The sequence below is a fragment of the Vibrio sp. QJM3NY_15 genome (genome assembly GCF_057785995.1).
The window spans coordinates 160,725-174,268 of the sequence record NZ_JBYMCW010000003.1; the positions used below are offsets into that span (position 1 = coordinate 160,725).

The following is a 13,544-nucleotide window of genomic DNA, read 5'->3' on the forward strand; positions in this document are numbered from 1 at the left end:
CCACTTCATGAGAACATCGTATTCACTGGGTAATAACATCACATTTAGCTATCCTAAACGCGAAATCCAAACGGACACGGGCGTCATTAAGCTTGGTGGTCGAGAGGCAAACATAATGCTGTTGCTCCTGGAGTCACCCAATACTCTGTTATCCAAACAATTCATCAATGATGAGGTTTGGGGCAACATCTTGGTCGCCGAGACATCTTTGACCAAAGCGATTTCTAACATCCGAAAAGCGCTTGCGCACCACTTAGATATCAACTGTGAGCTCAAGACCTTTCCGAAACAAGGTTATATGCTAGCCATAGATAACGATGTTCTCGAACCTACGGTCATCTCGGATGAAGCGTTGCACTCTGAATCAATTTCGCCAAATTGTGCCTTGATATCAGAGAGCGAAGCTCCATTATCCGAATTAAGTGGCGAGCGTCAGGCTTCTTTCTTTGGAGCCTTGGGTCTTTTACCGGTTGCATTCGTTGCGTTCTCTGCTTCCATCGCCACCGTGTTGGCCGAAGTGGCAGCGGTCAGACTGCATCTTTTCTAAAAGGGTTGTTGCAAAAAATGATTTGAAGTCTGGAATGGACATTTTAACGCCCCATTTTAGGCGTAAACGTCGAAGACATCGTACAATTCATTAATTCTCCTGTACTTGGTCTTTTTCCGTCACGACGTAACTAGAAATCAAATTGCCCCTTGTTAAGCCTCCGTATGGTTTCAAATCCTTGACTAGTTAATTTCCGTATCTTGAAGCCATTGGTCGCAACAACTCGTTTTTAAATCGGCGTATGATACGATTCAATGCCGCTCTTCAAATACTTAACCTGCCGATGCTCGGCATCTTCGTGCAAGCAGTCTTTTGATTACGCTAATGGGTGAAATGAAAATCTAACGATAAAGATAGTACCGCTTGCCTTTGACCTTAACGTAGGTCTCATCCAGTTACCATGAGCTATCGATCAGCGGCGTAATTTATTACGTAAAGCGGCACTGTATTGAATAAATCCGCGGACACGCCAAAGAATGGTGTCAAGGGCAGAAGTATTTCCATTTGAATTCGGATTTGGCCATAAGACAAAAATCGGCAGAAGGTCATACATCAGTTTGTACCTTCCCCGAGTTTTTGCAATAGCCTGATTTATTATCTACCCTATCAGGATAAATAGTTGTCACTATTAATATCGTCAAGTTGCACTCTAACTAAACTCTTGAGCGTTCGACGAGCTTCATGTTCATTCATTGAATCGAAAGTCTTATGTTTTAGTGCATCATTAAGTATAATCCGCTGATGTTTCTTTGGTTTCATCAATTGGTTAATTAAATCTGAAGAATTATTTACAAATTCTTTGAACACGGAATACTGTTCAAAATTCATGATTGCCGATTCAATATACCCACCACAATGGTTTTTAATACCCCTATCAACTTTGTCTTTAGGAAGTACACAATAGTCAGAGTTTCCGTCTTTGACAAACTTTTCTGCAGCTCGCCACAACTGAAAAACCTGAAATTCTCGAGGGCCAAACTGAAGCTCGCCTAATTCAAATTGATAAGCCTCAGCTGTACCATCTAACATCAGAGAAGCTTGCTTAAATAAGATCTGTGCAAATGACCAACTATCAACACTTTCATCAGCATTAAATTTATTATTGCTACCCATACTCGATAGACCTTCAGGCGAGGCATACGTTTCGTGCCCAGAGCGGTAAGCAGAGCCGATTGAGGATGCTTCTCCGAAATCTATTAATTTCAGACATTCTGTATTTTTGTCATACATAACATTCGACGGCTTTATATCGTTATGACTAAAGCCTGCAAGACTTACCGATTGGATAGACTTCAATAATTCTTTATTTAAGTACAAGATCGTATTCAAGTACTCGCCAATATATATTTTTTTGCTCAATAATGATGAAGCTAACAAGTTTTCTACCTCAGAAAGATCAAAACCATCAATATACTCCAAAGCCAAGTTTTCGACATCTTGAGATTCTCTGATTCTCACAACACAATTTAAATTTTTTAGTTCTTTAAGTATTTGAGCCTCCTTGTCGAGAGATTGTCTATCACAAATATTATTCGCAAACTTAATAACTGTATTTGTATTATTTTTTAAAAAAACACTACCATGCCCTCCTCTAGCGATAAGGCGCATACTCGTATTATCTACTTGCTTAATAGAAGTGATATCACTTGCAAACTCTGAGTTGTCATTTTTGTTATTCTCGTTTTGAACAGACCCGTCGAGGCCTAATAGCAAAGCATCTCTTATCATAAAAAATCAGATATTAGTAATATGAAAGCTTACTCTAGCACTTAAATCTGCCGCACTTACAAGGCTGTTTTTGAAATATTTTGAAATATATGTTCATCGCGATTTTCTGGGGAAAGGCACTTCTACCTTCAAGAAAAAATTGGTCTAACGACAGCATATTCAATTAGTTTAAATAAAATTTCCACCGACGCTTTATCAGAATAAATCACCTCGTTAATGATTGTAATAAATAAACTCGGTAACTAAAACTTGGGGCCGCGTCAGACTATATTTTTACCTTGGAAGTTGACATAATATTTCAGAAAATATCTCGTGTTAATTTTGATCAGGTAGGGAAAATGAATGTCCCATTAACTATTAGTTAACATACCCAATATGAAATTTTTTATTTTAGACCGATCTTTTGTTTCCATAGAACAAAATAAGAAACTAGCGGAGAGGAAGATAGATGTAACCAAAATCTCGCATAACCAAAATTATAATAATAAAACGTTGGTATTTCGTTCATTACATGGAGTAGACGTAAATTTTACCGACATTTCTGAATTAAAGCATGATTCAACCGATGGCAATGAAAATAAAAATTGGCCGTTCGAACTGGCTATTGAAAATAAAGAAATGACGAAGGTACCGCCGGTTAAAAATTCTTCCCAGACGCTCGATCATATCAAACGATTGGTGGTAATTGGCGAAAGTTTGTCGGATTCTGAGGGGCGTATGAAATCGAAAACTCTTGGAATTATGCTGTCATCCAGACAATACAATAAAGGCCGGTTTACTAACGGTTTCGTTTGGGCGGATTTTATTTCATCAGGCGCCTATTTGAAGAAACACATGAAGGATGATGAGACGCGTAACAATTTTAAGTTGCTTAACTATGCAGAGGGCGGAGCTGTTACCGGTAATTACTCAAAATTAAACCCGACGTTCTGGTTTATTTCCAACATGAAGCGACAAATTCATAAACATGAAAAAAAAGAAGGTTTCTTGAATGGGGATATGGTGATATTGGCACTTAGCGCAAATGATTATATGACGTTTGATAAACACGATGTGAAGAAGGTGATCAACTGCTATGAAAAAGAAATCACTAAAATGGTGGAATCTAAAGGGGTAAAAAACATTCTAGTTACTGGAATTCCAGACCTATCGACGACTGCGCATGCACAGAAAGAAAATAGGAAGTATAGGGATGAAGTGTCAGGTATTTCTAATTACCACAATAAGCTTCTCCAGGATAAATTGGAGGGGTTGCAAAAAAAATTTGCGAAAAAGGGGGTGAAGATAGGCTTCTTTGATTTTAGCGGGGAGTTAAAGGAGCAAATAAAGACGGCTAAAGAAATTGGATACGATACAACTATTGAGAACCAGGCTGGTTACATAGATTTACCTCGTGTATTTGGTTTTAAAGACAACAGTCAACCCTTTAACCCTTTAACCCTGCACATCGCCATGTTTTCCATGATGAAGTGCACCCGAGTCAGGAAGTACATCAGGTACTGGCATCACGTATGTGCGACTTTATCATTTCGGAATTTGGTCGGTCAAATAAAACGACTTAACCTAAATTTGGGCAAAAAACGAACTAAAGGCTGGTTCAGTAAGCAGACCTTTCAATTTAAAAGGACTAATCCTTAAGGAACCAGCTCAGCATAAGCGAGTAGAGGCAGTAATAGAGGAGGCTATTGCAAAAACTCGGGGGAGTTACGAGCTGATGTATAATCTTCTGCCGATTCTCGTCTTATGGCCAAATCCGAATTAAAATGGAAACACTTCGCCCTTGACACCATTCTCTGGTGTGTCCGTTGATTTACTCAATACAGTGCCGCTTTACGTAAGCAATTACGCTGCTGATCGATAGGTCATAGTAACTGGATGAGATCTACGTTAAGTTCAAAAGCAAGCGGTAGTATCTTTTATAGGGCTATTGAAACGTTAGATTTTCATTTCACCCATAAGCGTAATCAAGAGACCGCTTACACGAAGATGCTGAGCATCGGCAGGTTAAGTATTTGTAGAACGGCACTCAAGCATATCATACGCCGATTTACAAACGAATTGTTGCCACCAATGATTTCAAGATATGAAACGAGTCTGCTTAACTAGTCAAGGATTTGAAACCATACGGAGCGGAGGCTAACAAGGGGCAATTTGATTTCTAGTTACGTCGTGACGGTAAAAGAACAAGTACATGAGAATTAATAAGTTGTACGATGTCTTCGACGTTTATGACTAGAATTGGGCGATAAAATGTCCATTCCAGATTTCAAACTATTTTTTCAACAACCCTTTTAGAAAAGATGCAGCCTGACCGCTGCTACTTCGGCTAACACGGTGACGATGGAAGCAGAGAACGCAACGAATGCAACCGGTAAAAGACCCAAGGCTCCAAAGAAAGAAGCCTGACGCTCGCCACTTAATTCGGATAATGGAGCTTCGCTCTCTGATATCAAGGCACAATTTGGCGAAATTGATTCAGAGTGCAACGCTTCATCCGAGATGACCGTAGGTTCGAGAACATCGTTATCTATGGCTAGCATATAACCTTGTTTCGGAAAGGTCTTGAGCTCACAGTTGATATCTAAGTGGTGCGCAAGCGCTTTTCGGATGTTAGAAATCGCTTTGGTCAAAGATGTCTCGGCGACCAAGATGTTGCCCCAAACCTCATCATTGATGAATTGTTTGGATAACAGAGTATTGGGTGACTCCAGGAGCAACAGCATTATGTTTGCCTCTCGACCACCAAGCTTAATGACGCCCGTGTCCGTTTGGATTTCGCGTTTAGGATAGCTAAATGTGATGTTATTACCCAGTGAATACGATGTTCTCATGAAGTGGTTTCTCGTTAAGTGCGGTGGTATGAGGAAAGTATAGAGTTGAACTAAATCTGATGTAAGGTCACAAAAAAATGAAAATATTTCACATTCACTTGATATGAATCATTTTTTGTGAGTTTATTCCCATTGATGGTGAGCTTAGCCAGTCGTTATCGGAGGAAACCATAAGTGTTCAGCTTTTTTCATATGGGTAATCATTGCCTCTCTCATAGAGGTTTGATTAGGCTTATTGAAAAAATCAGTTCAAGTATGAAACTACCATAACCTGAAGTTAGTCGCGGTAAGTCAATGAAACGCTTCGTGCCTCAAGTTATTCTGTGGTGCATACGTTAGTACGGTTCTCTAACCATGAGTACAACAACCATCAGTGATATGCTGCAGCTGTAGGATGGCGTGGCAATCTAGGCCACTCGATGCCATTATCCTATCGTTTATCTCGACTGTATTGTGTTCAAGATCCGCCAAGACAAGCGTATTACCAATAAATCGACCTTCCTCGCTCTAGGTGTTAACACCTATGGTCAGAAAGAGTTAATGGGCATGTGGATAGCAGAAAACGAGGGTGCTAAGTTTTGGCTGAGTGTTCTAACTGAACTCAATCAACGTGGTGTACCTAGTAATCAAAGACGCAAGCAAGAAATGGACGATGCCCATTCAAAACTGGCGTCAGGCTATGAGTCGGTTTATTATCGAGTTCGAGGAACGTCTCGAAAAGCACGTTAACTAAATGGCAGTTACACAGAATTTGTTGCAGCCTCGGTTTTACATCAAAGGGGCTTTGTTGCGTAATTCAGTTTAGAGACAGAGCAGCCCCGTTTCGGGTGTTTTTTAGTCAACACGACACGTTTCAGGCATACCTAGCCCAGTAAGTTTGTTCAACGCTTTTATCATTGCGTAAGTTTCCCCCACCTGTGCATTGTAATTTCTTAAGCTCAATCGTCCCCCTAGCAACTGTTTAACTCAATACATTGCGGTTTCTGAGAGTGAGCGTTTGTGGTAACCATACCGCTCTTTCCAATACTTATTTGAGCCGTATAACTTTTGACAACCCACGCCGAGATTTCGGGGATGACCGCGCTCCCCCCTTCTCTTGGAGGAATAAGCGCAACTACTCGCTTAATCTTAATCGCATCGTGACAGGCTCTCGTTTCATAAGCACCATCACCTGACACATCGCTCCTATTTTCTGTTCTCTTGCTCTGCTCTACGACGTATACTGGTGTAATGCGGACAACTTAGTGGTACATGGGCTAGCATAAATATTGAGCTGATAAACCCTTGAAGCGCTATCGTGATAGCTAAACTACTGAATCGACGAGGCCTCCCGCGCTTATTCTGTTTGCTTTGCGCCCAGCCACTCATCACTTTTTCATCAATCAAAAAGGTCAGAGAACCACGGTTAATGAGTGATTGGTTGTACGGCTTCCAGTTGGTTGTTTTATAACGTGATCTGGGCATAAAGCTACGAGAGGGACTGAATGTAGCGGATCAGATCGTAGTTATGGATTCAGTTCCAAAGCCTCACTGACATCCACATTGAGTACTTAGACGAATACTAAACCCCATCAGCACCAAACACTGGAGATATCGTCGAGAAATAGATCCTATTCCGTTCTGAAACTAACCTCGCAGAAATTGATGACTCAACGAATAACATCAAACTGAAGTTTGAATACTCCATAATGGTATTCCCATCAAACTCAATAAAAGGCTTCACTGAACATCTAGGCTTTTCATTGAGTATTGATAGAGCAGGTCAAATCCAAGAACTTCAAGGCACAAGCAACCGGAATAGTCCGAATTAGTCAAATGGCGGCAACGGGGCTTCAGCCTCATGCCAAAATAAATCAGCTCTTTTTGTATATCGTTCGCTAAAAGACACCTCTGGACTGAATGGGTATTTCAACGTGCCTTTCATCTTCTCAAAAGCCCTTTCTGCCACTTCCAACGAAACTTGTGAATGAGGATTAATCATCAGTTCCGCCGTTCTAAGTTCTTCGCTCTCCATTAGCGTTGAGTACGACGTTTCAGCCCCCGTGAAGGGCCCTAGCGCGAACATAATGTCTTCTGGCGGAATATTTAAGGTCGCAATCTCACTGAGAGACTTCCCTCTCAACAACGTATCCACCGACTTCCCACCATGATTCAACTCTATCGCATACACATAGCCACGTTGATTATGTAATGCGTAGTTGACCGCAATACGTTGATCGGTTGTGGTTGAAATCACGCCGCGGATCCCACGAGTATGGTGAGCATGCCTAATATACTCAATCGGCTCTACTTTACGATTGAAACCAGAGTGAAATAATTCATCCGGTAGGCGGTTATCGCCTCGAAAGACTAATGAGCCTCTCACCTCGGGATCGTAATTGCGATAAAATGGAAGGGAGCGAATTTCCTGCTGTGCTCTAGCACTCACTTCATGAAGCTTGTCGACGTCGGTTAGGTAAGCATAGGGGTCGACCTTCTGCTCTAGCTCGAAAAAATCTTTCAATGCTTCGTCTTCTCGTCCTCCCCCCATATCAGCGTAGCCAGATCCACCCATGCCAGGGCGTTCTGGCAAATCTTCCGGTAAGAATAGTTCAGGTAACGTACTTCTCTCGCTTTCAGAAGTCACATCATTGTTGACGACATCACCTCCCCCTCTTAGTCCAGCATTCTCTAGCCATTGTACTTCTCCAGTATCAGGGTTAACGGTTCTGACGATACGCGTGTCCGTTATTAATCGCCCACTAGAAGGATCGACTTCGCGATAGTAAGCAAACCCATCTGAACGAAGTAAAGTACTTCGACCACTATTGGTTAACTTGACACCTAAGAGCTCTTCGCTTGTTTGAGGGTGCACGATTAAACGAGGCATCGAGGTGAATCCTTCCATCTCTTCGATGGGAAAACCAAAGTTGGCCACCATAACATTAGGGAGAGACTCTGTCGCAATTTCAGTCGCTTCTGCTAATGCACGACCATATTGAGCAAGGGCGGGCAAAAGCGTCGTCGCTCCAATGATCGCGGCGTTGATTGAGCTCATCTTTGTGCCTTCTAAACGTTCTTGCAATGTGTCACCGTGTAACGCTTTGTCAAGACTCAATCCAAACAGGTTTGCACTTAAACCAATGTTCAATGGAATACCCATCTCAGGAGCAATAACCTCAACCACCGGCAATAGGGTCATGACGCTATAAGCCACAGAAAGTAGGTAGTCGCGTTGTGCCTCAAGATCAGATTTGATCATGGTATCTCCGTCACTGACTAAACGCGATTTCATCTGTTCCGTCATTCGAGCAAACACATTCCCGTCGATACGATGACGCTTCATCATCATATAGCCCTCCGACCAATTATCCGTGGCAAATGCTTTTAAGGCCGTATCCACACCGGAATACGTTGCGCCATCTTGCCTTAAATAAAGGCTGAAATGTGACTGTAAATGTTTTCGGTTTGAGGGACTTCTTAAACTCTTGAATAAGTGTTTTTTGAGCTGACGTTCACTGCGGTACGCCCAAAATGGTTGCTGAGCGCCTGGAGTATAGAGCAAGCCCCCTTGGCCGTCTTTAGACTCAATCAATAAGATATCAGTCGAGTCATAACCGTAGACATCAAAACGATACACACTGACCTCTCTTCTTTGAGAAGAAGAGAGTGTGGCGATGGCGAGTTGATACTGAGCTTGGTTGAGCAAACCATGATGGTACTGCTGATAGGCTGAAAAGGCGTAACTGTCTCTCACTAGTTGGGTGTAGCGTGTTGTATTCTCCGACCAAAACGTTGTTAACGCCTCACTATAAACGCCTTGAATATCTAACTCGTTGTAAGCGATATTCCACAGGGTCGATGAAAGTAAGCGGACTTCATTTTTTTCATCGAACGCTTCACCAGTCGCACCTTGTGTATAGATCCCAGTATCAACATTGATGGTGCCAGGATACGAGTCTCGATAACGACTGAAGGCATTAAGCATAACCGCTTGAGTGAGTGTATAAGATTCGCTTGGGTGCTCGTAATGAGCCCAACCATTATAAGTTCGATGACTACTCTGGGCCCCGTCAAAGTGGTGATAAAAAACTGCATCAGGATCAATATCATGGTACCCGTGTTGAGTTAATACTTCTTTTATCTTATCTGACGCCACTCGTATAGGGTCTGGCAAGGAAAGAATCATGTGCGCGTAATCTTTCGCAAAATCAAGCCGCCACGCTTTATCAAAGGGAGGGAGGGACTCAAACGGTAAAGAGGTGTTAACACTGACGTTATCCTTAGCAAGAGCGGGATTGTTTGACGTCATGAAAGCTATGCTCATAGCAAGGACAAGCATTATTTTTTTATACATAAATTGCCTTTATGGTGAAGATATTTTTCTAGAGTGAGAACAGGCGCTGTCGGGTTATTATCCGACATATCAAAAGCATTACACTCTATTTTTTACGACATCAAAGTCTTGATGTTTCACGAAAGAAAGATGTTTAATGCGGATTCTATTTTGGTCAAATAAGGCACCAGTACGTTCAACCTATAGGATAAAAAGACTGAGATAGGTGCTCGTCACCAAGACCAGAAATAGCTTAGAAAGAGCGGTTCGAATAGCAAGACCTTGAATAAATTGATTCAAATGATTCGAAGTTGCGAAACTACGTCCTCCCCAATCGATACTTTTTAGGTTAAAGCACAAACTAAGGAAAAGAAGATGACTGGCCGTTACGATGCGAGCATGGAAAAAGTCATCGGCTCCAATCGCAATCAAAAATGAGGCTAAATGGCCAATAATCAATGTCAACTTGGGTAAGACAGCACGATACTCCACCAACAAAAGTTGTATCAACCAAACACCATAAATAACACTTAACTGCCAAGGTATCGCCTTGCCAACTAATAATAGTTTTCCCTCACAAAGTAGGCTCGTTTGCTCACCAGAGCACATCCAATGCGCGATCGTCGCTGCAAGCACCACCGAAATAAGCATCGAGAGATACGCTTTCTTTTTGAACTGCACCAAGATAAAACCAACGGATTGGAGAACAAAAAACACCATCAACCCTTTATCAAAGTCCGTTAGGCTGAGCCACTGGCTCACCGCGAGAAAACACAACAAGTTAAACCCCGTCTCTAAGCACAGGATACGCTTTATCTCGCCCGCATTTTCAACAGGTTGAGTCAACGGCCAAAACAGCAAAGGCAGCACTAATGTGAGCATTAACGCAAACCAAATCGAGCTCTGTACAAGCCAATAAAAACCATAGCCATACACACCACACAGAGTTAAGAATAAGCCGGAGGATAAGGGAGAATACAAGGCAGATTTCATGCATTTTGCTCCTTATAGCAGGCCGCGCGCTCGGCTAGATCCATCATACACAGATTGGCTGTTTCAATGCATCGCTCTAATGTCACAGGCACTCGCCAAGTTTGTCTCGGGTCCGACAAATATTCCCCGCTTAAGAAAACGTTCGAGAAGTTTTGCACAGTGGTCGTCAACGCATTCTGAGAGGTCGGTTGAGTTAACGCGTGTTGCAGAACCCAATGGCGAGCCTGTCCTCGTTCATTAATAACGGCATCGCCATAAAAGTGATCGGCATATAAGGTGTTTAACTCTTCTGGCGTGACCATTTTCGCACCGAGGCCCACCCTAAACCCTTGGTAAGCAGGGTGCTCTAATAAGTCTAATCGCCCAAGAACTTGATACAATAGTTCATCTCTCACTTGATCTTCAGTGCAGGACAGCATCGGTTTTTGGTAGAGGAGACCTCGAGCTTTATCGAGTGCCGTCGCCGTCACCGACAGGCACGTTGTCTCCCCTTTTGAGTGAGAACGAGTAGTCACGTGATAGCTCAATCCCCAAGGAGAATCGAGTACCAAACCAACTGTCCTGCCCTTCAATGCGTCAGGTCTTCGAGAAAAATAAAACTGAAACCCGTGGCTCAGTACGAATTCATAACTCAACGCAGAGCTTATCTCTGAAAGTAGAGACTGGGTAACGTGAGCTGGGAGTGCCAACACGTAAAAATCGGCCTGAACGGAACGTTCACCTTGCAAAAGGACGCCGTCTATACGAGTTCGAGCTTTATTGGGATAAAGAGATTTCACTTTATGACCAAGGTGAAATTGAACACCTTGCTTTTGTAGGTAATGAGTCAGTGGGGAGATAAGTGCATCGCTAATCGGCTCCTTCATCCCCAAACTGTACGCTTCGGGGGCTAAACCGTGCAACTCTCCCACTTTATTATTGAGCAAATCCAACACCGCCAAGGCTGGTGTATTGTCGGTGGCTCCAATCCAACCTAATAATACCGGTCGGAGGAAAGCTGCCAGTCGCGGCCTGGAGTCATAGGAGAAAAAGTCACTCACAGAAACACCAAGTAACGCCTCCGTTGTGTAAGGCTTTTGTAATTGTGACTTAAACCAGAGCGTATCCGTCAATGATACTTGAGCGTAAATCATTGAATAAGCGGATTTTGCATCATCCCATAGCTTTTCCAAGCGGGTAAAGTAGCCACGTTGAAACTGCATTGTCTTGTTACTTTGTGCCCACGAAAACTGGACGAGCTCCTGAGGGTAAAGCGAATCCAAACAACTTCCAGAGCCCGAAGGGATCTCTTTCAGAAAATTAATCAAATTATGATTTTTCGCAAAAAACTGTCGATGAGTGAGTTCGTGAACCGCACCGCTCTCATCGACCGTTCCGATACACTTACCTCCGGTGAAGAGCTCTTTGTCGTAAATGGCAACATCAAAACCGTGTTTGACACAATTATGAGCCATTGCTAAGCCAGAAATACCCGCCCCGAAAATGGCAACTTTGGAACGTAAAGGAGTCGCGTTGTCACAAGCGATGACTCCCGTTTCTTTAATGACATCACAAGTCATACGGCCTCCTCTAAGTAATCTAATGCTTGCGATGTTGGGGGAAGGATGCCGTCTTTAGACTGAACAATAAAGCCGATAATGCCGGTCACAAAGCCAATAACACTTTTCATTTAAATTTTGTCCATTGTTAATATTGGGAACATTCCCAATGTGAAGGTTACCTCAAATTAAAATAAGCAACAATATGCATTTCAACTGATTCTTTGAGAAGGTGGCTTGTAGTGATTGGTACGATGAGTAATCAATTAAGTTATCTAAGGCTTTATTTAGTGCCGTCTCTCTACGGAGCATTGACCTAAGATTGGGACAGGCTTATATCAACTCTAACAAACATTAATCATGAAAAAACCAGCAGCGATTACTACTGGCTTACTAAAAACCTCAACCTCTTTTAGAAGAAGCTGTTACTTTTTTTCTAATGTTAATTCAATGCCATTGATTAAATTGAATAAAATCTAACAAGGCGCTCGCTGTAAGATAAATCAGCAGGAGTATAATTGAGCTCCACGGTAATATTTCCTGAGAGTTCTCCGTCAGCTTTGTAGACAGGGCAAGAGGCAATATCTGACAAGTAAGACTCTTCCATTGGCTCACTAAAGTAATAGATCTTCTGTAGGTTACATTCGCCAACTTTCATCCCCAAAGATTCAACTTGTGAACGCTGATGATAATAATGCGGACTAATATCAAGCAAAGATTCAGGTGTATGGGTAGATATTTCGCTGGTATAGGTCTCATTGAACTCTCGCCCTGCGATAAATTTTTCGTTATCTACACTGTAAAGTACGTTGAGATGCCAATAGATCAATTCAGATTCGTCACTCGTTGAGTTCCCCGGTTTCGAATAAACACACAAGATCTGGCTATGCGGAATTTCCAAACCTTGATTGAATTGAATATCACTGAGGAGAGTATTGATACCACAACGATGCAAAGTAAAACCATTTTGCATCATCGATTCGGTAACTTGTTTATTTGATTGGTATTTGAGGTAGACCCCCTCAGGTGAATTACTGGTGATAATGTCACTTTCATTGGCATAAGCAAGCGTGCTTAAGCAGGCAGTTACAGACACTAAAAATATTGTTCTTTTCATTGTTATTTATCCTTTATGATTGGCGAAAGGAAAATAACCTATAAACAAAATATGACACTTAATTCATATGTTATTTGTGATCTGGGTAGCGAATATTAATTGACTCTGTGAATGTTTGAGCTTTTCATTGGCGTTGTTACGTAAATCGATGAAAGTAAGTCATAGAGCGACGATTTGATCAGCTACGTTCACTTCATGTCCAAGCCTCGTTACAAAACAACCAAGCTCTCATTAGCCGTGGCTTTCTGGCCTTTTGGATTGATGAAGAAGCGATTGGCTCAATAGGAAATTACTCTTCATCCTTGTTATTAGGGAAGCCAAACTTGTACACTTACTTTAGCTTCACATCGGCGCAACTAAATGCACACCTTCAACCGATCAAAAAATCAAAAAATCAAAAAAAATCCCTCACTTTTCACTACCAACATCGAAAATCGAGGTATATACTATTTCTTATCCCTACATGGAGACAGAA

At 42.0% G+C, this 13,544-nt stretch carries 8 protein-coding genes and 3 pseudogenes; 3 read left to right on the forward strand and 8 right to left on the reverse strand.

Annotated elements, in window-relative coordinates:
• Positions 1-7: 7 nt before the first annotated feature.
• Positions 8-547: a winged helix-turn-helix domain-containing protein gene (locus tag AC3CKG_RS25445; RefSeq protein WP_488530026.1), complete on the forward strand. Its 540-nt coding sequence runs from the start codon at positions 8-10 to the stop codon at positions 545-547.
• A 133-nt stretch (positions 548-680) separates the two neighbouring features.
• On the opposite strand, the pseudogene AC3CKG_RS25450 reads toward AC3CKG_RS25445, so the two are convergent.
• Together AC3CKG_RS25450 and AC3CKG_RS25455 are read right to left on the reverse strand one after the other, a co-directional pair.
• Positions 681-851, reverse strand: a pseudogene (locus tag AC3CKG_RS25450) (DDE-type integrase/transposase/recombinase); the annotation flags it as partial.
• 302 nt (positions 852-1,153) lie between these two features.
• Entirely contained in the window at positions 1,154-2,275 is a 1,122-nt protein-coding gene (locus AC3CKG_RS25455) for a protein kinase domain-containing protein (RefSeq protein ID WP_488530027.1), read from the reverse strand.
• 375 nt (positions 2,276-2,650) lie between these two features.
• On the opposite strand from AC3CKG_RS25455, the gene AC3CKG_RS25460 reads away from it, so the two are divergent.
• Positions 2,651-3,913 (forward strand): SGNH/GDSL hydrolase family protein, encoded by a 1,263-nt coding sequence (locus AC3CKG_RS25460; RefSeq protein ID WP_488530028.1) that lies wholly within the window; start codon positions 2,651-2,653, stop codon positions 3,911-3,913.
• 653 nt (positions 3,914-4,566) lie between these two features.
• On the opposite strand, the gene AC3CKG_RS25465 is transcribed toward AC3CKG_RS25460, so the two are convergent.
• Entirely contained in the window at positions 4,567-5,106 is a 540-nt protein-coding gene (locus AC3CKG_RS25465; protein ID WP_488530029.1) for a winged helix-turn-helix domain-containing protein, read from the reverse strand.
• 400 nt (positions 5,107-5,506) lie between these two features.
• Between AC3CKG_RS25465 and AC3CKG_RS25470 the strand changes: the two are divergent.
• Positions 5,507-5,724, forward strand: a pseudogene (locus tag AC3CKG_RS25470) (transposase); the annotation flags it as partial.
• Positions 5,725-5,940: 216 nt separating this feature from the next.
• Here AC3CKG_RS25470 and AC3CKG_RS25475 read toward each other — a convergent pair.
• The 5 genes and pseudogenes from AC3CKG_RS25475 to AC3CKG_RS25495 all read right to left on the reverse strand — a co-directional run bounded on the left by AC3CKG_RS25475 (position 5,941) and on the right by AC3CKG_RS25495 (position 13,069).
• Positions 5,941-6,570: pseudogene (locus tag AC3CKG_RS25475) on the reverse strand (transposase).
• A 343-nt stretch (positions 6,571-6,913) separates the two neighbouring features.
• Positions 6,914-9,397 carry a dermonecrotic toxin domain-containing protein gene (locus AC3CKG_RS25480; RefSeq protein ID WP_488530030.1) on the reverse strand — a complete coding sequence of 828 codons (2,484 nt, stop codon included), beginning with the start codon at positions 9,395-9,397 and terminating at the stop codon, positions 6,914-6,916.
• A 225-nt stretch (positions 9,398-9,622) separates the two neighbouring features.
• Positions 9,623-10,414 (reverse strand): hypothetical protein, encoded by a 792-nt coding sequence (locus AC3CKG_RS25485; protein ID WP_488530031.1) that lies wholly within the window; start codon positions 10,412-10,414, stop codon positions 9,623-9,625.
• Positions 10,411-11,973: an NAD(P)-binding protein gene (locus tag AC3CKG_RS25490; protein ID WP_488530032.1), complete on the reverse strand. Its 1,563-nt coding sequence runs from the start codon at positions 11,971-11,973 to the stop codon at positions 10,411-10,413. The genes AC3CKG_RS25485 and AC3CKG_RS25490 overlap by 4 nt, the downstream gene beginning before the upstream one ends.
• 439 nt (positions 11,974-12,412) lie before the next feature.
• Complete coding sequence (locus tag AC3CKG_RS25495) at positions 12,413-13,069, reverse strand: hypothetical protein (protein ID WP_488530033.1); 657 nt, start codon at positions 13,067-13,069, stop codon at positions 12,413-12,415.
• Between the last annotated feature and the right edge of the window lie 475 nt (positions 13,070-13,544).

Coding starts and splice junctions, on each gene's coding strand:
- AC3CKG_RS25460 (WP_488530028.1), top strand. CDS start 2,651: ATGAAATTTTTTATTTTAGACCGATCTTTTGTTTCCATAGAACAAAAT.
- AC3CKG_RS25480 (WP_488530030.1), bottom strand. CDS start 9,397: ATGACGTCAAACAATCCCGCTCTTGCTAAGGATAACGTCAGTGTTAAC.
- AC3CKG_RS25455 (WP_488530027.1), bottom strand. CDS start 2,275: ATGATAAGAGATGCTTTGCTATTAGGCCTCGACGGGTCTGTTCAAAAC.
- AC3CKG_RS25495 (WP_488530033.1), bottom strand. CDS start 13,069: ATGAAAAGAACAATATTTTTAGTGTCTGTAACTGCCTGCTTAAGCACG.
- AC3CKG_RS25490 (WP_488530032.1), bottom strand. CDS start 11,973: ATGACTTGTGATGTCATTAAAGAAACGGGAGTCATCGCTTGTGACAAC.
- AC3CKG_RS25445 (WP_488530026.1), top strand. CDS start 8: ATGAGAACATCGTATTCACTGGGTAATAACATCACATTTAGCTATCCT.
- AC3CKG_RS25485 (WP_488530031.1), bottom strand. CDS start 10,414: ATGAAATCTGCCTTGTATTCTCCCTTATCCTCCGGCTTATTCTTAACT.
- AC3CKG_RS25465 (WP_488530029.1), bottom strand. CDS start 5,106: ATGAGAACATCGTATTCACTGGGTAATAACATCACATTTAGCTATCCT.